Annotated in this window: 21 protein-coding genes; 4 read left to right on the forward strand and 17 right to left on the reverse strand. The window is 71.6% G+C overall.

The genetic code is table 11. The features are described 5' to 3' along the window. Window positions 1-16 precede the first annotated feature (16 nt). The 3 genes from ACQSSQ_RS11400 to ACQSSQ_RS11410 all read right to left on the reverse strand — a co-directional run bounded on the left by ACQSSQ_RS11400 (window position 17) and on the right by ACQSSQ_RS11410 (window position 6,910). Entirely contained in the window at window positions 17-1,135 is a 1,119-nt protein-coding gene (locus tag ACQSSQ_RS11400) for an ABC transporter permease (protein ID WP_431327199.1), read from the reverse strand. Then, window positions 1,132-2,028 (reverse strand): ABC transporter ATP-binding protein, encoded by an 897-nt coding sequence (locus ACQSSQ_RS11405; RefSeq protein ID WP_431327200.1) that lies wholly within the window; start codon window positions 2,026-2,028, stop codon window positions 1,132-1,134. Before ACQSSQ_RS11405 ends, ACQSSQ_RS11400 begins: the two co-directional genes overlap by 4 nt. Before the next feature lie 112 nt (window positions 2,029-2,140). Further along, window positions 2,141-6,910: an NAD-glutamate dehydrogenase gene (locus ACQSSQ_RS11410; protein WP_431327986.1), complete on the reverse strand. Its 4,770-nt coding sequence runs from the start codon at window positions 6,908-6,910 to the stop codon at window positions 2,141-2,143. A gap of 91 nt (window positions 6,911-7,001) precedes the next feature. On the opposite strand from ACQSSQ_RS11410, the gene ACQSSQ_RS11415 reads away from it, so the two are divergent. Continuing rightward, a complete protein-coding gene (locus ACQSSQ_RS11415; RefSeq protein ID WP_431327201.1) occupies window positions 7,002-7,499 on the forward strand; it encodes a DUF2505 domain-containing protein in 498 nt (165 codons plus the stop codon). A 13-nt stretch (window positions 7,500-7,512) separates the two neighbouring features. Here ACQSSQ_RS11415 and ACQSSQ_RS11420 read toward each other — a convergent pair whose 3' ends face one another. The 11 genes from ACQSSQ_RS11420 to ACQSSQ_RS11470 are packed head-to-tail and all read right to left on the reverse strand — an operon-like array spanning window position 7,513 to window position 17,799. Continuing rightward, window positions 7,513-7,995: an RDD family protein gene (locus ACQSSQ_RS11420; protein ID WP_431327202.1), complete on the reverse strand. Its 483-nt coding sequence runs from the start codon at window positions 7,993-7,995 to the stop codon at window positions 7,513-7,515. Beyond that, window positions 7,992-8,774 carry a hypothetical protein gene (locus tag ACQSSQ_RS11425; protein ID WP_431327203.1) on the reverse strand — a complete coding sequence of 261 codons (783 nt, stop codon included), beginning with the start codon at window positions 8,772-8,774 and terminating at the stop codon, window positions 7,992-7,994. The genes ACQSSQ_RS11420 and ACQSSQ_RS11425 overlap by 4 nt, the downstream gene beginning before the upstream one ends. Before the next feature lie 9 nt (window positions 8,775-8,783). After that, on the reverse strand, window positions 8,784-9,890 hold the full coding sequence (locus ACQSSQ_RS11430) for a glycerate kinase (RefSeq protein ID WP_431327204.1): 1,107 nt from the start codon (window positions 9,888-9,890) through the stop codon (window positions 8,784-8,786). After that, complete coding sequence (locus tag ACQSSQ_RS11435; protein ID WP_431327205.1) at window positions 9,887-10,783, reverse strand: sugar phosphate isomerase/epimerase family protein; 897 nt, start codon at window positions 10,781-10,783, stop codon at window positions 9,887-9,889. Before ACQSSQ_RS11435 ends, ACQSSQ_RS11430 begins: the two co-directional genes overlap by 4 nt. Further along, window positions 10,780-11,949, reverse strand: a complete 1,170-nt coding sequence (locus tag ACQSSQ_RS11440) for a dihydrodipicolinate synthase family protein (RefSeq protein WP_431327206.1) — start codon at window positions 11,947-11,949, stop codon at window positions 10,780-10,782. Before ACQSSQ_RS11440 ends, ACQSSQ_RS11435 begins: the two co-directional genes overlap by 4 nt. After that, entirely contained in the window at window positions 11,946-13,094 is a 1,149-nt protein-coding gene (locus ACQSSQ_RS11445) for a Gfo/Idh/MocA family protein (RefSeq protein WP_431327987.1), read from the reverse strand. The genes ACQSSQ_RS11440 and ACQSSQ_RS11445 overlap by 4 nt, the downstream gene beginning before the upstream one ends. Before the next feature lie 5 nt (window positions 13,095-13,099). Then, window positions 13,100-13,861: an ABC transporter ATP-binding protein gene (locus ACQSSQ_RS11450; RefSeq protein WP_431327207.1), complete on the reverse strand. Its 762-nt coding sequence runs from the start codon at window positions 13,859-13,861 to the stop codon at window positions 13,100-13,102. Continuing rightward, window positions 13,854-14,609 carry an ABC transporter ATP-binding protein gene (locus tag ACQSSQ_RS11455; protein WP_431327208.1) on the reverse strand — a complete coding sequence of 252 codons (756 nt, stop codon included), beginning with the start codon at window positions 14,607-14,609 and terminating at the stop codon, window positions 13,854-13,856. Before ACQSSQ_RS11455 ends, ACQSSQ_RS11450 begins: the two co-directional genes overlap by 8 nt. After that, complete coding sequence (locus tag ACQSSQ_RS11460) at window positions 14,606-15,700, reverse strand: branched-chain amino acid ABC transporter permease (RefSeq protein WP_431327209.1); 1,095 nt, start codon at window positions 15,698-15,700, stop codon at window positions 14,606-14,608. The genes ACQSSQ_RS11455 and ACQSSQ_RS11460 overlap by 4 nt, the downstream gene beginning before the upstream one ends. Continuing rightward, a complete protein-coding gene (locus ACQSSQ_RS11465) occupies window positions 15,684-16,568 on the reverse strand; it encodes a branched-chain amino acid ABC transporter permease (protein WP_431327210.1) in 885 nt (294 codons plus the stop codon). The genes ACQSSQ_RS11460 and ACQSSQ_RS11465 overlap by 17 nt, the downstream gene beginning before the upstream one ends. A gap of 7 nt (window positions 16,569-16,575) precedes the next feature. Beyond that, complete coding sequence (locus ACQSSQ_RS11470) at window positions 16,576-17,799, reverse strand: amino acid ABC transporter substrate-binding protein (RefSeq protein ID WP_431327211.1); 1,224 nt, start codon at window positions 17,797-17,799, stop codon at window positions 16,576-16,578. 136 nt (window positions 17,800-17,935) lie between these two features. On the opposite strand from ACQSSQ_RS11470, the gene ACQSSQ_RS11475 reads away from it, so the two are divergent. Beyond that, window positions 17,936-18,967 (forward strand): LacI family DNA-binding transcriptional regulator, encoded by a 1,032-nt coding sequence (locus tag ACQSSQ_RS11475; protein ID WP_431327212.1) that lies wholly within the window; start codon window positions 17,936-17,938, stop codon window positions 18,965-18,967. Window positions 18,968-19,008: 41 nt separating this feature from the next. On the opposite strand, the gene ACQSSQ_RS11480 is transcribed toward ACQSSQ_RS11475, so the two are convergent. Beyond that, window positions 19,009-21,345, reverse strand: coding sequence for a PQQ-dependent sugar dehydrogenase (locus ACQSSQ_RS11480; protein WP_431327213.1), 2,337 nt, complete (start codon window positions 21,343-21,345; stop codon window positions 19,009-19,011). A gap of 331 nt (window positions 21,346-21,676) precedes the next feature. Here ACQSSQ_RS11480 and ACQSSQ_RS11485 point away from each other — a divergent pair, with 331 nt between their 5' ends. Further along, window positions 21,677-22,639 (forward strand): ThuA domain-containing protein, encoded by a 963-nt coding sequence (locus tag ACQSSQ_RS11485; RefSeq protein WP_431327214.1) that lies wholly within the window; start codon window positions 21,677-21,679, stop codon window positions 22,637-22,639. A gap of 64 nt (window positions 22,640-22,703) precedes the next feature. After that, complete coding sequence (locus ACQSSQ_RS11490; RefSeq protein ID WP_431327215.1) at window positions 22,704-24,104, forward strand: transaminase; 1,401 nt, start codon at window positions 22,704-22,706, stop codon at window positions 24,102-24,104. Between the two features lie 46 nt (window positions 24,105-24,150). Here the strand turns inward: ACQSSQ_RS11490 and ACQSSQ_RS11495 are convergent, their stop codons facing one another. Together ACQSSQ_RS11495 and ACQSSQ_RS11500 are read right to left on the reverse strand one after the other, a co-directional pair. After that, window positions 24,151-24,480, reverse strand: coding sequence for a hypothetical protein (locus tag ACQSSQ_RS11495; protein WP_431327216.1), 330 nt, complete (start codon window positions 24,478-24,480; stop codon window positions 24,151-24,153). Next, a complete protein-coding gene (locus ACQSSQ_RS11500) occupies window positions 24,477-25,934 on the reverse strand; it encodes a WS/DGAT/MGAT family O-acyltransferase (protein WP_431327217.1) in 1,458 nt (485 codons plus the stop codon). Before ACQSSQ_RS11500 ends, ACQSSQ_RS11495 begins: the two co-directional genes overlap by 4 nt. Window positions 25,935-25,941: the final 7 nt, after the last annotated feature.

Genomic DNA, 25,941 nt, shown 5'->3' on the forward strand with positions numbered 1-25,941 from the left:
GGGGAGCGGGCGCCGCTCAGGCCTGCTCCCACCGGAACAGCTTCGTCGCGATCGCGGTCACCACCGCGGCGAACGCGAGCAGCGCGAGGATCGGCAGCACGATCGCCGAAGGACCCTCGCCGCGGACCATGACGTCGAGCATGCCCTCGTTGACCCAGCGCAACGGCAGGACGCGGGACAGGGCGACGATCCACGGCGGTGCCGCGTCGAGCGGGAAGAACGAGCCCGACAGGAACGCCATCGGCAGGATCACGAAGTTCGCCGCGCCGGTCGCCCCCTCCTCGGTCTTGCTGAAGGAACCGACCAGCAGGCCGAGCGCGAGGAACGCGAGCGTGGCGGCGGCGAGCAGCGGCACGGACAACCACCACCAGCCCGTGAGCTCGAGGCCCATGAACGCGACCGCCGGCACCAGGAACACCGCCATCTGGATCCCCGCCAGCATCAGCGCCGTGACGACGCGCGCGCCGACCACCGAGGACGTCGCGACCGGCGCGAGCCGCAGCCGCCGGAGCAGCCCGTTGCGGCGCCAGAGCACGAGGTTGGCCGCGGCCCCGAACGTGGCCCCCATGGCGATCGCCCATCCCAGCAGCGACGGCGTGAAGAACTGGATCGCGCTGAGCGACTCGTCCTCGACCTGCTGCGGCTGCATCGTGTACGTCGGTGGCTGGCCGGACGCGGCGGCGTTCGCGGACTGGACGATGCCGTTGAACGTGCCCTGGACGATGCCGGCGCTGACCTGGTCGGCGGCGGAGTACCAGACGACCAGGGTGTCGCCGTCCATCGCGACCGCGGCGTCGGCGTCGCCCTTGCGGACCTCGGCGACCGCGGCGTCCTGGTCGTCGGACGTCGTGATGTCCAGGGTCTCCTCGATCGTCGCCTCGGTCGCCGGGTCCGGGTCGTCGAGCAGCGGGACCGCCCCGACCTGGATGACGTCGCTGCGTGGCGTCCCGGTGTCGGCGAGCAGGCCGCCGAACAGGAACAGGAACATCAGCGGGAACACCACGGCCCAGAAGAGGGCCATCCGGTCGCGCAGGAAGCCCTTGGCCATCGCCGCGGACAGGCTGCGGAACGGACGCGTCCGGGCGTTGGCCCCTGCGGCCTCCTCGCGGCGCGCGGTCTCGGTCGGCGCGCTCATGCGCGGTACTCCCGTCCGGTCAGGTCGAGGAAGACGTCCTCGAGGGTGGCGCCTCGTACGGACAGCCCGTCGAGGGCGTCACGCTCGGCGAGGGCGGTGAGCACCGGGGCGGGGTTGCGGGTGGAGACCCGGACCGCCACCTCGTCCACGTCGACCGCCTCCGCACCGGGCAGCGCCCGCGCCTGGGCCGCGTCGAGCGTGCCGGGGGCCAGGCTGATCTGCACCGGACGGTCGAGCCCGCGGACCAGCGCGGCCGGCGAGTCGATCGCCAGGACGCGGCCACGGTCGACGATGGCGACCCGGTCGCAGAGGGTCTCGGCCTCTTCCATGTAGTGGGTGGTGAGCACGACCGTGCGGCCGGACTCGTTGAGCCGGGCGAGCACGTCCCACAGGTTGCGCCGCGCCTGCGGGTCGAGCGCCGCGGTCGGCTCGTCGAGGAACACGAGATCGGGGTCGTTCACGAGCGCGCAGGCGATCGAGAGGCGCTGTCGCTGGCCGCCCGAGAGCTTGTCAGCGAGGATGCCCGCGTGCTCGGTCAGGCCCACCGTCTCCAGCAGGGCGTCGGTCCGCTCGCGCGGCGCCCCGTAGAGCGAGCCGAAGGTGTCGAGCTGCTCCCGGGCCGTGAGCTTCTCGAAGAACGCCGACGCCTGGAGCTGGACGCCGATCCTGCGGAGGAGCCGCGGATCGCGTCGGCCGGGATCGACGCCGTCGACGGACGCCCGGCCCGAGTCGGGACGGCGGAGGCCCTCGAGGATCTCCAGCGTCGTGGTCTTGCCGGCCCCGTTGGGGCCGAGGAGCCCGAAGAACTCCCCCGGCTCCACGGTGAAGCTGATCCCGTCCACGGCCCGCACATCGCCGTAGGTCATCACGAGGTCGTGCGCCTCGACCTTCATGCCCATCGTCTGCTCCCGCTTCGCTAGTTCATTAGTAGACTAATGAACCATAGCGTGTGGCAAGGGTCAAGGCCGGCCCGCCGGATGGGCGGGCCGGCCCCGCGTCATCGACTCAGGCCAGGAGCGTTCGGACGACCCGCAGGCCGACCGACAGCCGCGCGAGATCGGGGGTGTCCTCGCTCCAGATCTCCTCGAGGGTCTCCTCGGCCCGCTCCAGCACCAGCGCCTCAGACTCGCCCCAGGAGCGCACCCGCTCGTGCGGCGTCTGCGCGTCGTCGGTCGTCGCGAGGACCTTGCGGACGAGCTGTCCCTGGACGCCCATCAGGTCGTCGCGCAGCGCGGCGCGCGCCATCGAGCGCCAGCGGTCGTCGCGCGGGAGCGCCTGGATGCGGTGCGCCAGCCGGTCCAGACCGAGCTGCTCGCCGAGCTCACCGAAGACCTGCGCGACCGTGGCCGCCGGGATCCCCGTCGAGAGTGCGATGTCGGCCATCTCGATCGCGCCGTACGCGGGGCCGAGCACGGCGAAGATCTCCGCGTCCTGCGGCGCCACCCCGGCCTTCTCCAGCTCGTCGGCCCGCTCGTGCCAGGCAGCGCGCTCACGGCCGACCATCAGTTCCGGGAGGTCGCGCAGCAGGTGCTGCACGGTCGTGCCGAAGTACTCGACGCTGCCTTCGACGTCGGTGAACCTGCGGTGGTTCACCAGCCAGCGCGACATCCGCTCGACCAGGGCCTGAAGCGTGCCGCGCATCCGCTCCTGGATGTCGGCGGGCACCTGGTTGTCGAGCTCGGCCACCCGCTCCAGCAGTGCACCCTCACCGCAGATCTCCGCCGCGATCGATCGGGCGCGCGCCAGCTCGTCGGCCGAGACCCCGGTCTCCCCGGACAGCCGGTGGAAGTACGAGATCCCGCCCCGGTTCACCATCTCGTTGACGATCGCCGTGACCACGATCTCGCGGCGCAGCGGGTGGTCGGCCATGTCGGGCCGGAACCGCTGGCGCAACGGCGTCGGGAAGTAGCGGAAGAGGTGGACCCGGTAGTACGGGTCGTCCGCGATGTCGGACTTCAGGAGCTCCGCCTCGAGCACGATCTTGGTGTACGCGAGCAGCACCGCGAGCTCGGGAGCGGTGAGCCCCACGCCCTGCGCACGGCGCTCGGCGACCTGCTTCTCGTTGGGCAGGTACTCGATCGCCCGGTCCAGGTAGCCCGCCCGCTCGAGCCGGGTCATCCAGCTCGCGTGCGCGTGGAGCAGGCTCACCGCTGCGTCGACCGACCCGGCCAGCGACTGGTTCTGCTCGTAGTTGTCGTCGAGCACCAGCCGTGCGACCTCGTCGGTCATCGAGGCCAGCAGCGCGTCGCGCTCCCCGGACGGGAGCTCGCCACGTGCGACGGCCCGGTTCAGGAGGATCTTGATGTTGACCTCGTGGTCGCTGGTGTCGACGCCGGCGGAGTTGTCGATGAAGTCGGTGTTGATCCGACCACCGGCCAGCGCGTACTCGATGCGCCCCCGCTGGGTCAGCCCGAGGTTGCCTCCCTCGCCGACGCACCTGCAGCGCAGCTGGTCGCCGTTGACCCGGATGGCGTTGTTGGCCTTGTCGCCGGCGTCGGCGTGGGACTCCGTCGACGCCTTCACGTACGTCCCGATGCCGCCGTTCCACAGCAGGTCCACCGGCGCCAGGAGGATCGCGCGCAGCAGCTCCGGCGGGCTCATGCTGGAGACCTCCTCCTCGATCCCCAGCGCCTCGCGCATCTGCGGGCTCACCGGCACCGACTTCGCCGACCGCGGGAAGACGCCACCGCCCTCGGAGATGAGCTCCTGGTCGTAGTCGGCCCAGCTCGAGCGCGGCATCGCGAACAGCCGCTGCCGCTCGACGAACGCCCGAGCCGCGTCGGGACTGGGGTCGACGAAGATGTGCCGGTGGTCGAACGCCGCGACCAGCCGCGTGTGCTCCGACAGCAGCATGCCGTTGCCGAAGACGTCGCCGGACATGTCGCCGATGCCGACGCAGGTGAAGTCCTCGCGCTGGCAGTCGACGCCGAGCTCGCGGAAGTGGCGCTGGACCGACACCCACGCACCGCGGGCCGTGATGCCCATCGCCTTGTGGTCGTAGCCCGCCGACCCGCCGGAGGCGAACGCGTCACCGAGCCAGTAGCCGTAGTCGGTCGCGATCTGGTTGGCGATGTCGGAGAACGTCGCCGTGCCCTTGTCCGCAGCGACCACCAGGTAGGTGTCGTCCCCGTCGTGGCGCACCACGTCCGGCGGCGGCACCGCCTCGTCGCCGACCCGGTTGTCGGTCAGGTCGAGCATCGAGGAGATGAACGTCTTGTAGCAGGCGACGCCCTCGGCCATCCAGGCCTCGCGGTCGCTGGGGTCGGGCAGCCGCTTGCAGTAGAAGCCGCCCTTGGCCCCGACCGGGACGATGACGGCGTTCTTGACCATCTGCGCCTTGACGAGCCCGAGGATCTCGGTCCGGAAGTCGTCGCGGCGGTCCGACCAGCGCAGCCCACCGCGGGCGACCGCACCGAAGCGCAGGTGCACGCCCTCGACGCGGGGCGAGTAGCAGAAGATCTCGTGCGCGGGCCTCGGCTCCGGGAGGTCGGGGATGTCGCGCGGCGCGAGCTTGAACGACACGTACGACCGTGGCTGGCCCTCGTCGTCGCGCTGGTAGTAGCTCGTGCGCGCCGTGGCCCGCACCAGCGTCCGGTACGACCGCAGGACGCGGTCGGCGTCGAGCCCCTCGACGGCCTCGAGGCGCTTGCGCAGGTCGTCCTCGACCTCCTCGGTCAGGCGTTCGCGGTCGCCGTCGGCGATCCGCGGGTCGAAGCGCGTCTCGAAGAGGTCGACGACGCGGCGGACCACGTCGGTCTCGGCCATGAGCACGTTCTGCAGGGACTCCAGGCTGAACGGCGTCCCGGCCTGCTGCAGGTAGCGCGCGTACGCCCGCAGGACGACGACCTGCCGCCAGTCGAGCTCGGCGGCGAGCACGAGCCGGTTGAACCCGTCGACCTCCGCACGGTCGTCCCAGCACGCGACGAAGGCGTCGGTGAGGCGCTGCCGGCCGACGGCGTCGGCGACCGTGCGTGAGCGCGCGTGGAACCAGTAGACCCAGACCGGCTTCGGTGTCGCGAGACGGTACGGCCGCTCGTCGATGATGTCGACGCCGTGCGAGGCGAACACCGGCAGCACGTCGGTGAGCGCCGCGGGCTCGCGGGTGTAGAGCCGCAGCCGGAGCGCGTGCGGGTCGTCGGTGGAGGGGTCGGGCTCGACGGTCAGGCCGACGCGCTCGTCACCGTCGAGCAGCTCCCGGGCGGCGAGCACGTCGTCGACCGCGTCAGCCGCGGGGACGTCCTCCTTGTACGCCGCGGGGAACGCGTCGCGGAAGCCGGCGAGGACCGACGTGGTGCTCGCCTTGCCGAAGCGGACGTCGACCGCCTCGCCGAGGGCGTCCCCCCACGACCGCACGGCCTCGGCGACCTCCGTCTGGAGCTCCGCGGGCTCCACGGTGCCGAGCTCCTCCCCGGGCCGCGGGCGTACGACGAGGTGGACCCGGGCCAGCTGCGACTCGCTCACCCAGACGCCGTAGTCGATCATCGGCTCGCCGCCGACGCGCTCGGCGACCATCTCCTCGATCGTCAGGCGCACCGCGGTCGTGTAGCGGTCGCGCGGCAGGTAGACCAGGCACGACAGGAACCGGTCGTACGGGTCTCGGCGGACGAAGAGCTGGACGTGCCGGCGCTCCTGCAGGTGGATCAGCGCCTCGGCGATCTCGCTGAGCCCGTCGACGGGGATCTGGAACAGCTCGTCGCGCGGGTAGGTCTCGAGCAGGTCGAGGATCTCCTTCGCGGCGTGGCTCTCCGCGTCGTACCCGAGGGTCGAGATGACCTGCTCGACCTTGCGGTCGAGGATCGGGATGCGGGTGATGCTGCCGGTGTAGGCCGAGGAGGCGAGCAGCCCGAGGAAGCGCCGCTCCCCCACCACCTCGCCCGCGGCGTCGAACGTCTTGATGCCGATGTAGTCGAGGTAGCTGTTGCGGTGGACCGTCGAGCGCGAGTTGGCCTTGGTGATGACCAGCACCGTCTTCTCCCGCGCACGCGCGCGCGAGCGCGGAGGCAGCTGGTTGAGCGACGCCGTGTCGCTGCGCTCGCGACGCAGGATGCCGAGCCCGCTGGTCGGCACCGACCGCAGACGCTCGTCGCCCACCTCGCCCTCGAGGTCGTACTCGCGGTAGCCGAGGAACGTGAAGTTGTCGTCGGCCAGCCAGGCCAGGAGCTGGGCCGCCTCCGCCGCCTCGTCGGAGGAGATCCCCTCCGGCGGGTCGGACCGAAGCTCGGCGACGATCTCGAGCGCGCGCGAGCGCATGGGAGCCCAGTCGTCGTTGGCCAGCTCCACGTCGTGCAGGACCCTGCGGACCCCGGCGACGATCGCCTCGGCCGCGTCCGGCAGGTCGCTGCGGTCGATCTCGAAGTACATCCAGGACTCGCGGACGGCGCCGTTGCCGTCCCCGGACCCGGCGACCCGCGCCGACACCAGCTCACCGTCCTCGTCGCGCACGACGTCGAGCTGGGGGTGGACCAGCCAGTCGACGCCGTAGCCCCCTGTGGTCAGGAAGCCGGCGGTGGAGTCGACCAGGAACGCCCGGTCGTCGGTCACCACCTGGAGGACCAGGTGCCCTCTCGCATCCCACCCGTCGACCTCGACGGTGGGTTCCCAGACCCGCAGCAACGTCTGTCGGGGCTCGCGCACACGAGCCAGCTCGGCATGGCTGAGGACGGCGCCGCGCAACGCGTCCGGCGACCGCTCCTCCCGCTCGTCCGACGGCACGTGCTGGTAGTACGCCTCCACCAGCGCGTCGGTGACGTCGGCGGACAGCTCGCCTTCCTCCACGGACAAGATCGGACTCCTTCGGGTGCACATCGTTGTGACTCTCTGCACACTACTTGCCCACCTTCGGACCGCCTCCTGCCATGATGTCGGGATGAGGTTGCACGAGACCGCCGACTACCCCGAGGCCACCCCCGAGCAGGTCTTCGCGATCATCCGCGACGACGAGTTCCGCGCCGAGGTGTGCGAGAAGATCCACGCGATCGCGTACGAGGTCACCGTCGACGAGCAGGGAGACCGCGTCCGGATCCAGATCGACCGGACGATGCCCGCCGAGATGCCGGACTTCATCAAGAAGCTCACCGGCGAGACGGTCGAGGTCCGTCAGGTCGAGGACTGGGGACCGCCCGCCGCCGACGGCTCGCGCACCGGCACGGTCCGGCTGACGATCAAGGGCCAGCCCGCCTCGATGGACGGGACGACCGCCATCCGCGCCACGGCCACGGGCTCGGAGCTCGTCGTCGACGGCGACCTGAAGGTCAAGATCCCGCTCATCGGGCGCAAGGTCGAGCCCGAGATCGCCAAGGCCGTCGTCGCCGCGCTGCGGGTGGAGTCCGAGGAGGGCCGCGCGAAGTTCGCGGCGGGCGCCTGAGCGCGCCCGGGGGTCACCGACCGGTGACCTCCGTGCGCCACGAGTAGACGACCTTCGTCGCGGTCACGAGGTCCTGCACCGAGCGGGACCTCCCGTCGACGGCCGACCAGAAGAGCCCGATCGGGAAGACGACGACCACCACGGCTCGCAGCACGGCACGCCACAGCCGGACCCGCCGGCCGCTGTGGCTGAGCACCCGCGTCCCCATGACCTGACCGCCGAGGGTCTTGCCGCTGGTCGCCCAGCAGGCGGTGAGGTAGCCGCCGAGGTACACCGCTCCGAGCGCCAGCAGGACGATGAACGGCCACCGTGGCCAGTGCCAGCTCACCGGGTTGTACAGGAAGGTCAGCGCGGCGATCCCCCCGTACGTGCTGGCCACGGCCAGCCCCGCGAGGGCGTAGTCGATCCCGCCGGCGATCGTCCGCGTCACCACGCCGGCGGGCTTTCCCTGCAGGTCGGCGCCGGGGCCGACCGGATGGCTGTGCGCGACGCTCATCGCTCGCCCCTCTCGCGGTTGCGGCGCCAGACGAGCACGCGGTCGACCGCGCGGGCGACGGCCTCGTCGGCGGTGGCCGCCCCGGAGCGCGCCTCGACCACGAGGTCTGCGGCCACGCCGCTCGAGGAGTCGCGGATGATCTCGGGCAGGTCGACGTCGTCGATGACCTGGTTGGCCAGCGCGTCGAGGTCGACGCGCTCGCGGACCAGCTCGGTCAGGTCGAGCCCGTCGAGGACCTGCATCACGACGCGGTGCAGGTCGACCCGGTCGATGACCACGTCGGTCAGGTCGAGGTCGTCGAGCGCGGCCTCCACGACCTCGCCGAGCGCGACCCGCTTCGTGACCAGCGCGGTCAGGTCGAGCTGGTCCAGCACGAACGACACGATCGTCGCGACGTCGACGCGCGCGATCACCAGGGACGTGAGGTCGATCTGGTCGAGGACCGCATCGGTGACGACGGGGACGGTGAGCCGCGCCGTGCGGACCGCGACCTCCTCGGTCTCCTGCCGGCGTCGTGCGCCTCGGGCGACGAGGTGCCCCACCAGCGTGCCGGGAGCGCGGTCGCGCGGGACGAGCGGGGGGTACGCGACGCGGCGGGCGATCGCGACCGTCGCCGGACCCAGCACCGCGCGGGCGATCCCGAATCCGCGTGCGCCGAGCGTGACGGCGAGGTCCACCGTGCCGATCGCGAGGTCGAGCAGGGGCGCGGGCGAGCTCCCCGGCCGCTCGGAGTCGGCAGGGCCGCCGTCCGGGCCTGAGCCCTCGACTCCCTCGTCCACGGCTCGAATCTAGAGCACCAGCGTCGCCACGGCTGAGCTTCCGACACGTTCGAGCAGCGCGGGCGCGTCGGCCATGCACCGGGCGGGGTCGGGCTCGAGCGTCGCGAGGGCGTGCACCGCGACGAATCCCGCCTCCCGGGCCTGCCCCTCCGACAGCGTCGTGCGGCCGCAGACCATGACGACGGGGACGCCGTGCCGGGCGGCGCGCGACGCCACGACGGCGGGGGCCTTGCCGCGCAGCGTCTGCTCGTCGAACGACCCCTCTCCCGTCACGACGAGGTCCGCGGCGTCGAGCGCGTCGTCGAGGCCGACGAGGTCGAGCACGAGGTCCGCACCCGACCGCATCGTCGCGCCCAGAACGGCGAGCGCCGCGAAGCCGACGCCGCCCGCCGCCCCCGCGCCCGCGGCGTCGCGCAGGTCGTGCCCGGTCGTGGAGGCGACGACGTCCGCCCACCTGGTGAGACCGTGGTCGAGCTCCTCGACCTGCGCCGGACCGGCGCCCTTCTGCGGCGCGTAGACCGCGGCGGCGCCGTGCGGCCCGGTGAGCGGGTTGTCGACGTCGCACGCGACCACCAGCGTCACGCCGTCGAGGCGCAGCCCGGCCAGGTCGAGCGCGGCGACGGCGCCGAGCCCCGCTCCTCCGTCGGCGACCGGCGCCCCGGCCGCGTCGAGCACGCCCGCGCCGAGCGCCCGGAGCATGCCCGTGCCGCCGTCGGTCGACGCGCTCCCGCCGATGCCGACGACGACGCGGGTCGCGCCGTCGGCGACCGCCGCCGCCACCGCCTCCCCGAGGCCGCGCGACGTGGCGGTCATCGGGGCGAGGGTGCCGTCGAGCCGGACCAGCCCGCAGGCGTCGGCCATCTCGACCACGGCGTCGTCGCCGCGGCGGGCGATCGTGGTCTCCACCGGTGACCCCGTGGGCCCGGCGACGGTGACCCGGACCGCGTGCCAGCCTGCCGCGAGGGCGGCGGCCACCGTCCCGTCGCCCCCGTCGGCGACCGGCAGCTCGACCGCCTCCGCACCCGCCGTACGAAGACCGCGCGCCAGCGCCGCGGCGACCCCGGCAGCGTCGAGCGACCCCTTGAACTTGTCCGGCGCGACGAGGACCCGCGTCACAGGTACGGCTCGACGAGCTCGACGTACCGACGCGCCATCGTGGCCACCACGTCCCCTCCCGGTGCCGCCCACACGGCGGCGTTGAAGATCTCCACCTCCACGTCGCCGGCGTACCCGGTCGCCGCGACCGCTCGGGTGAACGCGGCGAAGTCGACGTGCCCGTCGCCCATCATCCCGCGCCCGAGCAGGTTGTCGGCGGGGATCGGGAGGATCCAGTCGCAGACCTGGTACGACACGATGCGCTCGCCCGCCCGCGCGATCTGCTCGACCACGCCCGGTTCCCACCACAGGTGGTAGGTGTCGACGACGACACCCACCTGGTCGGCCGGGTGCTGCTCGGCGATGTCGAGAGCCTGGCGCAGCGAGGAGACCACGCCGCGGTCGGCGGCGAAGATCGGGTTCATCGGCTCGATCCCGAGCCGCACCCCGCGCTCCCCCGCGTACGGCGCGAGTCTCGCGATCGCCTCCGCCGCCCGCTCCCGCGCCCCGGCGAGGTCCTTGCTCCCCTCCGGGAGGCCGCCGGGCACGAGGACCAGGGTCGGCGCGCCGAGCGTGGCCGCCTCGTCGATCGCGGCCAGGTTGTCGGCGTGCGCGGCCTCGCGGGCGTCGGGGTCCTCCGCGGTGAAGAAGCCGCCGCGGCACAGCGACGAGACCCGCAGCCCGCTGTCGGCGACCCAGCGCGCGGCGGTGTCGAGGCCGACCTCGGCGACCGGCTCGCGCCAGAGCCCGACCGCGGTGAGCCCCGCGGCGCGGGCGCCGTCGAGCGCCTCGCGCAGCGACCACTGCGCGGTCGTGCGCTGGTTGAGCGAGAGCCGGGCGAGCCGCGGGTCGCCGGCGGCCGGGGTGTCGAGCCGCGCCGCGTCGCCGCTGGGGACGTCGAGCACCGCCGTCACGGACGTGCTCCCGCCGTCTCGAGCAGGAGACCGAGCCGGTGGGCGGCCAGGTCGGGGTCGGGCAGCAGCCGCGCCTCGTTCGCGAGGGCGAAGACCTCGGCGAGGTGGACGACGCTGCGGGCCGACTGCAGACCGGACACCATCGTGAAGCCGGGCTGGTGGCCCGACAGCCACGCGAGGAAGGCGATCCCTGTCTTGTAGTAGTACGTCGGCGCGCTGAACACGTGCCGCGACAGCGCCAGGGTGGGCGCCATCTCCTCGTCGTACGTCGCCAGGTCGCCGTCGTCGAGCGCGCGCAGCGCGGCCGACGCCGCGGGGGCGACCGCGGCGAACGCGCCGAGGAGCGCGTCGGAGTGGTGCGTGCCGTCGCCCCTGATCAGCTCGGGGTAGTGGAAGTCGTCGCCGGTGTAGAGGCGTACGCCTGCGGGCAGCGCCGCCCGCAGGCCGACCTCGTGCTCGGCCGACAGCAGCGACACCTTCACGCCGTCCACCCGGTCGGCGTGGTCGCCGACGAGCTGGAGGAACGTCGCCGTCGCCTCGTCCACGTCGGGCGAGCCCCAGTAGCCCGCGAGCTGCGGGTCGAACGCCTCGCCCAGCCAGTGCAGGATCACGGGCTCGCTCACCTGCCGCAGCACCGTGTCGTACACCGCCAGGTAGTCCTCCGGGGTGCGTGCCAGCGCCGCGAGGTGCCGCGACGCCATCACGATCACCTGCGACCCGGCACCCTCGATCGCCGCGACCTGCTCCAGGTAGGCGTCGGTGACCTCGGCGAGGGTGCGCAGCCCGGTGCGGTGGTCGGTGCCGGCGCCGGAGGCGATCCGCGCGCCCGCCGCACGCGCCTGCTCCGCGCTGCGGGTGACCAGCTCGACGACCGCCGGCCAGTCGAGACCCATGTTGCGCTGCGCGGTGTCCATCGCCTCCGCGACGCCCATCCCGTAGCGGAAGAGGTGGCGCCGGAACGCGAGCGTGGACTCCCAGTCGACCGCCGCGGGAGCACCCGGGACGTTCTCGCCGAACGGGTCCGCGACGACGTGGGCGGCGGCGAAGACCGCACGGCTCTGGTACGGCGTGGGGTGCTCGGCCCACGCGCGCGGCGCGCGCAGCTCCACACCCTGCCAAGTGCCGTCCGCCCGCGGGACCGCCACCGTTCCCCGCGTCGTCGTCACGCGATCTCCTCGATCGCGACGGTGCGTCCCTCCCGCGACGACTCCAGCGCTGCGTCGACGAGCTGCAGCCCCCGCACGCCGGACCAGAGGTCGTGACGGTGCGGACGGCCGGCGTGCCAGTCGAGGAGGAACTCCTCCCACTGCGCCCGGAAGCCGTTGCCGAAGTCGGCGTTGTCGGGCACCTCGGCCCACTGGTCGCGGAAGACCTGGTCGGTGGGGAGGTCGGGGTTCCACACCGGCTTCGGCGTCTGCACCCGCGACTGGACCTTGCACCCGAACAGCCCCGCGACCGCGGAGCCCTCCGTACCGTCCACCTGGAACTCGACGAGCTCGTCGCGGTTGACCCGCACGGCCCACGAGGAGTTGATCTGGGCGACGATGCCGCCCTCGAGCTCGAAGATGCCGTACGCCGCGTCGTCCGCGGTCGCCTCGTAGGCCTCGCCCTTCTCGTCCCAGCGCTTCGGGATGTGGGTGACGGCGCGGGTCGTCACCGTCTCGACGCGTCCGAGGATGTTCTCGAGCACGTAGTTCCAGTGGCAATACATGTCGAGGACCATGCCGCCGCCGTCCTGGGCGCGGTAGTTCCAGCTGGGCCGCTGCGCGGGGATGAGGTCGCCCTCGAAGACCCAGTAGCCGAACTCGCCGCGCACCGACAGGATCCGCCCGAAGTAGCCGGCGTCGACCAGCCGGCGCAGCTTGAGCAGACCGGGCAGGTAGAGCTTGTCGTGCACGACCCCGTTGAGGACGCCGGCAGCGTCGGCGGCGCGGGCGATCTCGATGCCCTCCCCGACCGTCTCGGCGATCGGCTTCTCCGTGTAGATCGCCTTGCCCGCCGCGATCGCCTTGAGCAGGGACTTCTTGCGCTCCGAGGTCACCAGCGCGTCGAAGTAGATCGGCGCGCTGTCGTCGGCCAGCGCCTCGTCGACGTCGACCGTCCACTCGGCGATGTCGTGCCGCGCCGCGAGCTCGGCGAGCTTGTCGGCGTTGCGGCCGACGATCACCGGCTCGACCTGGAGACGGTCCCCGTCGGGAAGCGCCACGCCCCCGGCGTCGCGGATCGCGAGGATCGAGCGGAGCAGGTGCTGGCGGTACCCCATCCGGCCGGTGACGCCGTTCATGACGATCCGGACGTTCTGCTGTGCCATGGAAGTCACCCGTTCTTGGTAGAGGCGGTCTGCGCAGGCTCCGACGGACGCCCACCGAGGTAGAGCGCACCGAGCTGCGGATCGGCGAGGAGCTCGGGCGCGGGACCCGAGATGTGGACGCGTCCGAGGTCGAGCACGCAGCCCACGTCGGCGGTCTCGAGGGCGCGCCGGGCGTTCTGCTCGACGAGCAGCACCGCGATGCCGGCGTCGCGCATCCGCACGACCTGGTCGAAGACGGTGGCGGTCGTCTTGGGGTCGAGCCCCATCGACGGCTCGTCGAGCAGCACCACCTTCGGGCTCACCATGAGCGAGCGCGCGAACTCGACCTGCTTCTGCTGGCCGCCGGAGAGCAGGCCGGCGAGCTGCTTCCACCGCTCCCCCACGATCGGGAAGAGCGACCGGACGAAGTCCACCCGCTCGGCGACCTTCGCCTTGTCGCGCACGGTGAACGCGCCGAGCATGACGTTCTCCTCGACCGTCATCTCGCGGAAGACGCTGTGGCCCTGCAGGACGTGCGCGAGGCCCGAGGCGAGCATCGCCTGCGGCCCCTGGCCGGTGACGTCCTCGCCGTCGACCATGATCGAGCCCGAGCGTGGCGTCAGCAGGCCGCTCGCGACCTTGAGGACGGTCGACTTGCCCGCGCCGTTGGGTCCGACCAGGCAGACCACCGAGCCGGCGGGGACCTTCACGGTGAGGCCGCGCAGCACGAGCGCCGCGCGCCCGTACCCGGCCTCGATGTCGTTGAGCTCCAGCAAGTAGTCAGACACCGAGATACGCCTCCAGCACTCGAGGATCGGACTGGACCTGCGAGGGCGGTCCCTCGGCGATCGGCCGTCCGCGGTCGAAGACGACGACGTGGTCGCTCAGGCTCATCACCATCTCCATGTTGTGCTCGACGACGACGAACGTCCGGCCCTCCGCGTTGAGCTCGCGGATGAGGGTGCCGATCCGCCCGATCAGCGCCGGGTTCACACCGCCGGCGGGCTCGTCGAGCATGATCAGGTCCGGCTCGGCCATCAGGACGCCCGCCAGCTCGAGCAGCTTCTGCTGGCCGTACGAGATGTCGGCCGCCTCCGAGCGCTCGAGGTGGTCGATGCCGACGCGGCGCAGCCAGTGCCGCGCTCGGTCGATCTCGTCCTTGTCACGGGCGCCCTTGAGCAGCGAGCGGATCCCGTCCGTGCGGTGGGCGACCAGCACGTTCTCGAGGACCGTCATCCGGGGGAAGACCCGGCACAGCTGGAAGCTGCGCCCGATCCCCGCCCGCGCGATCCGGTGCGGCGATCGCCGGGTGACGTCGTTGCCGCGGTAGGTGACCGTGCCGGAGTCGGGGCGGATCATCCCGGTGACGCAGTTGAAGAACGTCGTCTTGCCGGAGCCGTTCGGGCCGATCAGCGCGTTCACCTTGCCGTCGTGGAACGTCACGGTCGCGTCGTCGACCGCCTTGACGCCTCCGAAGGCCTTGCTCAGCGAGACCGTGGCGAGGCTCTCGCGGGGAGGGGCAGCGGTGGTGGTCATCGCTTCGCCTTCTCTCGGGTCGTGGGCGTCGCCGCGTGCCGGCCCGCCTCGTCGCGCTTCGCGCCCTGCTCGCCCTGGTCGCGCTCGAGCAGCTCGGCAGCGGTCATCTCCCTGATCGAGCTGCGCTCGGGGGTGAACCGGTCGACCAGCTTCATGCCGGCCGGGATGATGCCGTCGGGCATGAAGAGGACGACGACGCCGAGGAGGAGGCCGGTGGCCACGAGGTGGAACTGCGTGTCGCCGAACTCGAGCTTGAAGTACTCCAGCGCGCTGCCGACGATGAGCGCGCCGAGCAGCGGCCCGTACAGCTGCCGGACGCCGCCGAGCAGCGCCATCAGCACCATGTAGGAGCCGATGAGGATCGAGAACTGGAACACCGGGTCCAGGTCGCCGAACCACAGCGCGTACATGCCGCCACCGAGGGCGGTGAAGAACGCGGACACGACGTACACGACGAGCTTGTAGGCGTACGTCGGGACGCCGAGCGCCTCCGCCTTGTCCTCGTCCTCGCGGATCGCCTTGAGGCCCATCCCGAAGCGGGAGCGGTCGATCGCCCACCACGCCAGCAGCGTCACCGCGAGGAGCGCCGCGAAGAGGTAGAAGAACGTCTCGTGGTGCTCGGGGCGCAGCATGTCCGGGAACGGACGCGGCACCACGAGGCCGTTCGAGCCGCCGGTCAGCCCGCTCCAGCTCTGGAACACCAGCAGCAGGATCAGGACCAGCGCGATCGACACGATCACGAACGACGCGCCGCGCACCCGCAGTGCCGCCCAGCCGACCGGGATCGCGAACAGCGCGACCCCGATGCCCGCGAGCGCCCAGGCGACGAAGCTCGGGAGCTCGAGCCGGGTGATCAGCAGCGCCGTCCCGTACGCCCCGAGACCGAAGAAGGCCGCGTGACCGAGCGAGATGTAGCCGGTGAACCCGCCGACGAAGTTCCACGAGGTGGAGAGCACCGCGTAGCTGAGCACCACGATGCCGGCCGAGAGGATGTAGGGGTTGGCGGCCCAGCCGGGGAAGGTGAGCAGTGCGGCCGCGCACGCGGCGAACACCACCACCTTCGCCACGAGGACCTTAGAAACGCTGGGCAAGGCGACCTCCGAAGAATCCCTGCGGCCGCAGCATCAACGTGGCGAACAGCGCCACGTAGAAGATGGTCTGCGCCCACGTCGTCCCCATCGGGATCTGCAGCAGGCTCTGGCCGATGCCGAGGACCATCGCCGCGATCGCGGCACCGGGGATGCTCCCCAGGCCGCCCACGACGATGATCGCCATCAGCGGGCCGATCCAGTGCCAGTGCAACGACGGGTAGATGGTCGCGTCGAGCGACAGCGCGGTGCCGCCGATCGCCGCGGTGGCCAGACCGAGCCCGAAGCCGTAGCCCGCGACCCGGTCCGTCTTGATGCCGACCAGCTGCGCGGCCTCCTTGTGCTGGATCGTCGCGCGCAGCGACTGGCCGAACCGCGTGTACTTCATGATCCCGTACAGCGCCGCGAGCGAGCCCGCCGCGAGGACGAACGTGATCAGCTTGACCACCGCGATGTGCGCCCCGAAGAGCTCGAGGCTCGCGCCGGAGTAGCCGAGCTGGATACGGCGCTGCGTGCCCGAGAAGACGAACCCGAGCATGCCCTCGATGGTGAGCGCGATCGCGAACGTCAGCAGCACCGACATCATCGTCAGCGTGACCGGCCGGAGCCGGGCCACCAGCAGCCGCTGCATCAGCACGCCGACCGCGAAGAACAGCGGCACGGTGACGATCAGCGAGAGCAGCGGGTCGATGCCGGTCTCGCGGTGGAACCACCACGCGAGGTACGCGGCGAGGATGAGGAACGCGGAGTGCGCGATCATCACCACCCGCATGATCCCGAAGTAGAGCGTGAGCCCGGCCGCCAGGAGGGCGTAGAGCCCTCCCAGCAGCACACCGAGCACCAGGCTCTGGAAGATCAGGGAGCCATCCATCAGCGCGTCACCAGGCCGGCTTCGGGTAGATGATGTCGGCTTCCTTGACGTCCTCGGGGAGGACGATCTGGATCTCGCCGTTCACGTACTGCTGGATCATGTGGGCGCCCTCCGGACGGCCCGCGTCGTCCCACGTGAGCGGGCCGACGACCGTGTCGACCTCGTTGTCGCGCAGCCAGTCGATGAGCTCCTGCTGGCAGTCGCCCTGCTCGGCGCAACCGACCGCCTCGACGGCGGCGGCGACGACCTGGCCGGTCGTGTACGCGTTGGCCTCGTCCTCGCCGGGCGCGGTGCCGTTGCGCTTGGTGTAGCTCTCGACGAACTCCTTGTTGGTGGGGACGTCGGCCTTCTCGGTGTAGCCGGTGGGCGAGAGGATGCCCTCGGTCTTGTCGCCGATCGCCTCCGGGAACTCGGGGTTGGTCGGCGCGGTCGAGAACGCCGCCAGCTTGGGCTGGTAGTCCAGCTGCTGCAGCGCCACGATCAGGTTGACCGCGTCCTGGTACTGCGTGCCGCCCACGACCATGTCGGCGTTCGAGCTCTCGATCTTGGCCGCGATGCTGCTGAAGTCCGTGGTGTTCGGCGGGTACTTCTCGTCGACGACCGTCTCGATGCCGGCCGCCTCCATCTTCTCCTTGAGGCCGTACGCCGTCCCCATCGCGAAGGGGTCGTCCATCGCCGCGTACGCCGCCGTCTTCGGCCGCTGGTCCTCGGGCAGCGCCACGATCCACTCGGCCAGGTAGTTGTAGTGGTCGTTCGCGACCGCGGGAGCGGCGTAGAAGAGGTTGTCGAAGCCCTGCTCGAACACCTCGGGCGCCGCGCCGGCGGGCTCGACGAACAACATGCCGTACTCGTCGGCGACGCGTGCCGCGGGGACGACCAGGCGGGTCGAGAACGGGCCGAAGACGAGGTCGACCTCGTCCTGCGCGATCAGCGACTCGTAGTCGGCGACGACGCGGTCGGCGTTCGACTGGTCGTCGAGGATCTTCAGCTCGACCTTGCGTCCCAGGAGGCCGCCGGCCTCGTTGACGTCGGCCGCCCAGGCCTCGTACCCGCGCTGGACGCCCTTGCCCGGCTCGGCGAAGTCTCCCGTCAGCGGGAGCGAGACGCCGATCGTGATCGGGCCGTCCTCGTCGCCGCCGTCGGAGTCCGACCCGCCGCAGGCGCTGAGGGCGAGGGTGGCAGCGCCGAGCAGGGCGCCGATCCTGATGATGCTCGTTGTCTTGGTCGACATGACACTCCTACGATTTGAGGTCCGCGTGTCCCGGAGCCGCCGTAAGCGCTTTCGTAAGCGCTTACGTAGGATAGACAGGGATAGACGCGTGTGGCAAGGGTCACATGGAGCAAGCGGTAGGAGAAGGGGCATCCGAATGGCGAGAGTTCGATCCGCGCCGCGGCTCGTGGACGTCGCGGAGCGCGCAGGGGTGTCCCTCGCGACCGCCTCCCGAGCGTTGTCGGGGCGTGAAGGCGTGAGTCCGGCGGTCGCCGAGCGCGTGCACGAGGTCGCCGACGCGCTGGGCTACGTGGTGAACGCCCACGCGCGCTCGCTGGCGGGCGGATCCGCCTCCGTGGTGGGGCTGATCGTGCACCAGATCGACGACCCGTACTTCTCCGAGATCGCAGCCGGCGTCATCTCCGTGGCGTACGAGAAGGGCATCACCGTCCAGATCTGCCACTCCGCGCGCGACCCCGAGAACGAGCTGCGCCAGATCCGCACCCTCGTCGCCAACAACGTGCGCGCGATCATCGTCGCGGGCTCGGGCTACCTCGGCGAGGGGGTGGAGGCGGCGGCCAAGCGTGAGCTCTCGGCCTTCCAGGAGAGCGGCGGACGCGTCGCGGTGATCGGCCGGCACGCCCTGCGCGCCGACGCCGTGCTCCCCGACAACGAGGACGCCGGTGCCGCGCTGGCGGAGCACCTGGTCGAGCTCGGGCACCGGCGGATCGCGATCGCGTCCGGCACCGTGAACCTCACGACCGTCGTGGACCGCCTCGCAGGGATCGAGCGAGCGCTTGCCGCGCACGGCATCGCGATCGACGACCTGCCGGTGGTGGAGGCCGAGTTCACCCGCGACGGCGGCGCGTACGCGGCCGAGCGGATCCTCGCCGACCACCCGGAGACCACGGCGATCATCGCGCTGAACGACGCGATGGCGATCGGCGTCCTCGCGACGCTGCGCACGCGGGGCGTCGCAGTGCCCGCGGAGATGTCGGTGGTCGGGTTCGACGACGTCTCCGTCGCCGCCGACCTCGCGCCCAGCCTCACGACGGTGCGCCTGCCGATGACCGACATGGGCGCGTCCGCGCTCGAGATGGCGCTCAAGGACCCGTCGTCGCGCCCGCGCCGTCGCCACACCGGGCACGAGCTGATGGTCCGCGACTCGACCGGGCCCGCTCGCTCCTGACCCGTCCCCGCCCGAAACCCGCACGCACCAACGTTGCTGCGTCAGTCCTGGACGCGGCGGTACTGCTGGTTCACCTCCAGCTTCGTCAGGGAGCTGTCGAGGAACATCAGGCTGTCCATGCGGCAGTTGCACGGGTTCCGCTCGGAGCCGTTCTGCGGGAAGGAACCACCGATCTTGATCCCGCGCGGGTTCGTCGCCGAGGTGACCTCCTCGCCGGGCGCGTTGTTGCCCCACGGGTCGTCGGTCCGGGTGTAGAACCCCGGGATCGGCCTGCCGTTCTTGTAGAGCGCCATCGTGCCGTTGGCGTAGTTGAACGTGGCCGCCAGGTGGACCCACTCGCCCTGCGGCAGCAGGGTCCGCCAGTCCTCCGACGCCGCGAACGTCTGGGAGTTCCCGGTGTCGACGCGGCGGCCGAGCGCGACGAGGCGGAGCTCGCCGTTGACGTCGATCAGCTCGAGCAGCGCCCGGACCCCGTGACCGTCGGAGTTGCCGGAGAGGACGCCCGCCAGGCCGATCGCGTTGTAGCGGTCGTTCGGGTCGGGCGTGTTGGTGTTGAGCGACGGCCCGTCCCCGGTCATCTTCACCCAGCCCATGACCGTGATGCCCTTGGCCGCGTTGAACCGCGACAGCGACTCCACGCCGTCGGCGTCGTCCTCGTAGACGCCCGCCTTCCACGGCAGCTCGCCCGCGGCCGGGTCGGCCTCGCGGAGCTGGATCGACCGCTTGCTCGCGGCGAACGCCCCGTCCTTGACGCGCAGGTCGGAGCCGCCGTTGATCAGGTCGATGGCCGTACCCGACGGTCCGCGGTCCGCCTCGACATCGCCGTTCGGACGCTCGAAGTCGTAGTGCGCGACCACGTACGGCGACAGTGCCGGGTGCACGTCACGGTCGTCCTTGACCTTCTTGGTCCCGACGATCTTCCAGACCTTGCCGTTGGCCTTCGCGAGCAGGTACAGCTCGTTGTCACCGTCGCGTCCCAGCCGCAGGTCGACGCGTCGGTCGCCGGCCAGCACCGGCGCCGTGACCTCGTTGCCGTCGCGGTCGAACAGCGTCAGCTCGTGGATCTGCGCAGCAGCCTCGCCGCGCACCATCTCGTCGTCCTCGGTGTACATCACCCGTCCGTCGACGAGGTCGGCGAAGAGGTACTTGTCCTTGAGCCTCGGCACGTCCTTGCCGCGGTAGACGAAGCCCCCGCTGACGGCGTGGCCGACGTCGGCACCGCAGGCGAGGCCCGGCGGCGGGTTGTGGTCGTACTGCGCGACCGGGTAGTTGTAGCCGTTCTCCTCGTCGCCCTCGGGCAGCGGGTAGAGGTTGCAGCGGTCGTTCTTGTCGTAGAGGAACGAGCCCTCGCGCTCGCTCCAGCCGGAGTTGTCGCCGGCCTTGATGTCGTAGATCGCCTCGACGTCCTTCTCCCCGATGTGCCCGAGGAGGAGACGGTTGTCGCCGCCGGTGTCCCACGAGAAGCGGTGCGGGTCGCGGAACCCGTACGCGTAGATCTCGCCGATCGCGCCCGCGGTGCCGACGAACGGGTTGCTCGCCGGGATGCCGTACTCGCCGTTGTCGCTGTCGGTCCCCGCCGGGTCGATCCGCAGCAGCTTGCCCTGCGGCGTCGACAGCGTCTGCGGCTCGTCGGTGTTGACGCCGATGCCGCCGTCGCCGGCCGCGACGTACAGCAGGCCGTAGTCCTCGTCGCCGGGCTCGGCCGTGGGGTTGAACTCGATCTGCTGGATCCCGTGGATCCGCGTGGCGAAGCCGAGCCGGAGGACCTCGCGGTGGGTGCCGGTGAAGGTGTTCGCCTTCGGGTCGTCGGCGGTCCACTCGGTGATGACGCCGTGGAACGCCGTGTTCGGCTGCGGCGTGAGGTCGGGCGTCTTGGTCTGCAGTGCGCCGTACGCCTCGGTGTGGACGGTGTAGAACGTGCCGTTCGTGCGGAACTCCGGGTGGAACGTGACGAAGCCGAAGCCGCTGCCCATCCCCGCGCTGGCGAAGAAGTCGGCGCCGACCTTCGCCCTGACGTCGAGGTAGGGGTACGGCTGGCCGATCGTGCCGTGCTTGCCGCCGCCGGCCATGAAGTACAGCGTGCCGTTGAGGTCGGGCACGTAGAGCCGGTCGGAGCCGTCAGGGATCTCGCCGAGGTAGTTGATGCGCGCGTGACGCATCAACCGCGGGTCGGTCGGAGCCGGCACCGGGTCCGACTTGGGGAACTGGGCGACCTCCTCGACCACGAGTCCGAAGTCCGCCAGGACCGGCTCGGGAAGGGGGTCGGTCAGGGGTGCGGGTGGCGCGGGATCGTCCGCACCTGCCGCGGTCGTGGCTGTGGTCATCGTCGCTGCGACCAGGGCGGCCGCGGCGAGGAGACTCCACCTTCGCTGGGTCATTCCATCCACCGTCCGTGTGTTGTCAGAGGGTTTCGCGGATCCGCCCGAGGCCGGGGTCGCAGAGACGTTCCTCCGCCGACCGGAGCCTCCCCGAGAACGTGCCGTTGTGCTGCTGGAAGCGCTTTCGTAAACGCTTTCGTGAACGGTACGGGTATGACGTACGTCACGTCAAGGCGAGATCACCTGGGCGTGACGCCGTCGTGAACGCTCCTCTTGACGACGGTCGAACGGAGGAGGATCGTTCCGTCGCAAGCGCTTCCCGAAAGCGCTTGCGCTCGTCGGGCGATCGCATCCCGATGCGTCAAGGACGTCTCACATCAAGGGGAGTCTCATGAGGACGAGGAAAATCCTGGCCGGTGCGTTCGCCCTGCTGGTCGGCGCGACCGTACTGGCCGCATGGCCGTCGGTCGCCGACCGCAACGGGCCTCGCTGGGCGGTCGACGACGACACCCGCGCGGACTACGGGGTCTGTCGCGGCACGGACGCGGACTGCTACCACGACTGGGAGACCGCCTTCAAGAACGACGGCGTCGACCGCGTGCTCGTCTACAGCGCGACCGGGGTGTCCCGGCACGCGCACCTCGGGCCCCGGCTCGCCACCGGCATGAACCCGCCGCTGACCGACGCGAACGTCGCCCAGCAGGCGATGCGTCGCTGGGGTGCCGAGAACGGCCTGGCCGTGGACTGGACCGAGGACGTCGCGCAGCTCGACGCCCCGGCGAAGCTGCTGCGCTACGACGCGGTCGTCTTCCTCAGCAACTCCCGCGACATCCTCGACGACGCGGCACAGACCTCGCTCATGCAGTACGTCCGAGCCGGCGGCGGCTTCGTCGCGGTCCACAACACGCTCGGCGCCGAGTACCACTGGCCGTACTTCCAGGGTCTGCTCGGCGGGGCGAACTTCTACGACCACGGCCCCTCGCGCAACGGCGTGGTCGAGAAGACCAGCCGCCGCGACGTCTCCGTCGCCGAGCTGCCGGACCGGTTCACGCTCAAGGACGAGTTCTACAACCTCGTCCCGTTCCCGACCGGCGTCCGCGTCCTCGCCGAGGTCGATCCCGAGACGCTCGAGGGCGGCGGCAAGGGCTTCAACGGCCACCCCGGCCACCCCGACGAGCACCCGGTCACGTGGTGCCAGTACTACGACGGCGGGCGGGCATGGGTGACCTCGCTGGGCCACGAGGTCTCGCTGTGGCGTGACACCGCCGGCGACGAGCAGGCGCGCCTGTTCAAGAGCCACGTCGTCAACGGTCTCCTCAGCAGCATGGGCAAGAAGCCCTTCTGCCAGGCGTGACGGCCTGCCCGGCCGGGCTCGCGTTCTCTCCGCGCGGGTCCGGCCGGGCACCTAGGCTGCGGTCATGTCCGCAGATTCGCACGACAGCACCGTGATCGACCGCCGGCGGCTGGCCGAGGCGTACGCGCGCGAGCTGGAGACGTTCGCCGCCGCGCACCCACGCTCGCGCGAGGCGTACGCGTCCGCGACGCACCTGTTCGGCCAGGTGCCGATGACGTGGATGAACAAGCTCGCGACGGGCTTCCCGCTCTACCTCGACCACGCGCGCGGCCACACGGTGCGCTGCGTCGACGGCCACGAGTACCTCGACCTCGCGCTCGGTGACACCGGCGCGATGGCGGGTCACTCCCCCGAGCCGACGGTCCGCGCCGTCCGCCGTCGCGTCGAGGAGCTCGGCGGCATCACCACGATGATGCCGACTGAGGACGCCGAGTGGGTCGGCGGCGAGCTGACGCGTCGGTTCGGCGCCGCGCGCTGGAGCTTCTCGCTGACCGCGACCGACGCCAACCGGTGGGCGATCCGGCTCGTCCGCGCGCTCACCGGGCGGCCCAAGATCCTCGTCAACCCGTACTGCTACCACGGCACGGTCGACGAGTCGCTCATCGTCGTCGGCCCCGACGGCCGCGGCGCGGACCGCCCCGGCAACGTCGGCGCTCCCGTCGACGTGACGCTCACCAGCCGGGCCGCGGAGTTCAACGACCTCGCGATGCTCGAGCGCGAGCTCGCGCACGGCGACGTCGCCGCGGTGCTGATGGAGCCGGCGCTCACCAACATCGGCATCGTGCTGCCGGAGCCCGGCTACCTCGCGGGCGTGCGAGAGCTCACCCGCGCGCACGGGACCCTGCTCATCAACGACGAGACGCACACGTTCTCGGCCGGACCGGGCGGTGCGACGGCGGCGTGGGGGCTGGAGCCCGACGTCGTGGTCGTGGGCAAGGCGATCGGCGGCGGGGTCCCCAGCGGCACGTACGGGTTGTCGGAGGACCTCGCGGCGCGGGCGCTGGCCCGTACCGACCTGGACCTCGTCGACATGGGCGGCGTCGGCGGCACCCTGGCCGGCAACCCGCTCTCGGTGGCGGCGATGCGCGCCACCCTCGGCGAGGTGCTCACCGCCGAGGCGTTCACCGCGATGACGGCGCGGGCGGAGCGCTTCGCCGCCGGGGTGCAGTCGGTGATCGACCGGTACGACCTGCCGTGGTCGGTGAGCCGGCTCGGGGCCCGGGCGGAGTACCGCTTCACGCGGCCGGCACCGCGCAACGGGACCGAGTCGGCCGCGGCCGCCGACGGCCCGCTCGAGGACTACCTGCACGTGTTCCTGGTCAACCGCGGCATCATGCTCACGCCGTTCCACAACATGGCACTGATGAGTCCCACCACCGGCGACGAGGACGTCGACCGTCACACGGCGGTGTTCGAGGAGGCCGTCGCGTCGGTGCTCTCGACGTCACCCGAGCCCCGACGGTGACCACCCAGCGACCAACCCGACGAGCACCTGGCGACCGACCCGACGCTCAGCCGGCGACGTCGGCGAGGACCGCGTCGAGCTCCTGCGTCGCGTACCAGGCGAGGTCGTCCCCCACGTGGATCGCGGCGACCTCGCGAAGGGCGACGGCGCCGGTCACCTCACCGTCCGGTCCGTCGCCGGCGTCGGTGGCGACGACGAGCACCGCGCCCCACCGCTCTTCGGCGATCTCCCCGGCCACGGCCATCGCGTCGTACTCGTCCTGCTCGTCGTCGCTCTCGGCCACCACGCACGCGTACGCATCGGCCGGCAGCTCGCCGTCCTCGGCGAGGGCCCGCAGTGCGGTGGCCGGCACGGCGAGGTAGGCACGCCGGCTCATGACGGCGCCCCGGCGGCGCCGGACCCGGAGTCGCGACGGACCGGCGCGCGTCCGCGCGGGGCCCGCACCCGCGTCGGGCTCGCGGTCTCGACCAGCTCGGCGAGCGCCTCCTCCAGGCACTGCCCGAGCACCTCCGGCTCGGCGACCGCCTCACGGTCGGCGACCAGCCCGTAGTAGACACCACCGGCGTACGAGGTCACCCCGATCGACAAGGTCCGCCCCGGCGACAGCGGGATGCCGGGATAGGTCTCGACGATCGGCGACCCGGCGATGAACATCCGCTCCTGAGGCCCCGGCACGTTGGTCACCACGAGGTCGTACGGGTGGTGGGCCTGCGTCTCGGCGACCCTGGCTCCGACCGCGTGGAACGTGGTCGGCGCGAAGCCGGGCAGGGACGCGAGCGTGTTGGCGGCCACGGCGACACCGGTCTCCTTGTGCGCCTTGAGCGCGTACGAGACCTGGTGCAGCCGGACGACCGGGTTGGTCTCGCCGACCGGCAGGGTCAGCAGGTGGCCGCGCACGGTCGAGCCGTACGAGGTCGGGGCGCCGTCGGGAGCCGCCACCGACATCGGGACCATCGCGCGCAGCCGCGTCTTGTCGCTCACCGGCTCGGCCTGCGTGAGCATCCAGCCGCGGATGCCGCCGGCGATCGTGCTCATGATGACGTCGTTGACCGTGCCGCCGTGCACGTCGCGCACGAGACGGTAGTCGTCGAGCCGCGTGCTCACGGTGACGTAGCGGCGGTGCTGGCTGAGCCGCCCGCTGAACGGACCGGCGGCGTCGGCGGCGACCGGACCGACCACCGGCAGCGTCTGGACGACCTTGCCGACCCTGGACTGGACCCGGTCGAACCCCGAGGAGAGGCGGACCGCGGCCCGACGCGGGTTGAGGGCCGCGTCCACGAGCGATCCGGCGACCAGCGACATGCCGCCGGGCTCGCTGCGAGGAACCCATCCGTCGGACGGGACGTCGCGGTCGTGCGGGGTCTCGTCGAGCAGGACCTGGGCGAGGTCCACGGTGACCGACCCGTCGACGAGCGCCTGGTGGGACTTGATGAGCACCGCGACGCGGCCGCCCTCGAGTCCCTCGATGAAGTAGGCCTCCCACAGCGGGCGCGACAGGTCCAGGCGCCGGGCGATGAGCCGGCTGACGAGCTCGCGCAGCGCCGCGTTGGTGCCCGGGCTCGGCAGAGCGGAGCGGCGTACGTGGTAGGTCAGGTCGAACGCCTCGTCGTCGACCCAGACCGGCGCACCGAACCCTCCCGGCACGGTCGCCACGCGCTGGCGGTAGCGCGGGACGAGACCGATGCGCTCGTTGACCACCCGCACGAGCGTGTCGTAGTCGAAGGTGCGCTCTCCCGGCTCGATCACCGCCAGGGTCATCACCTGTCGCGGCGCCGTGGACGTCTCCTCGTCGAGGAACGTCATGTCGAGCGCATCGAGACGTCGGGGCACGGGTAGA

The sequence above is a fragment of the Mumia spirodelae genome (assembly GCF_050632745.1).
Lineage (GTDB): Bacteria > Actinomycetota > Actinomycetes > Propionibacteriales > Nocardioidaceae > Mumia.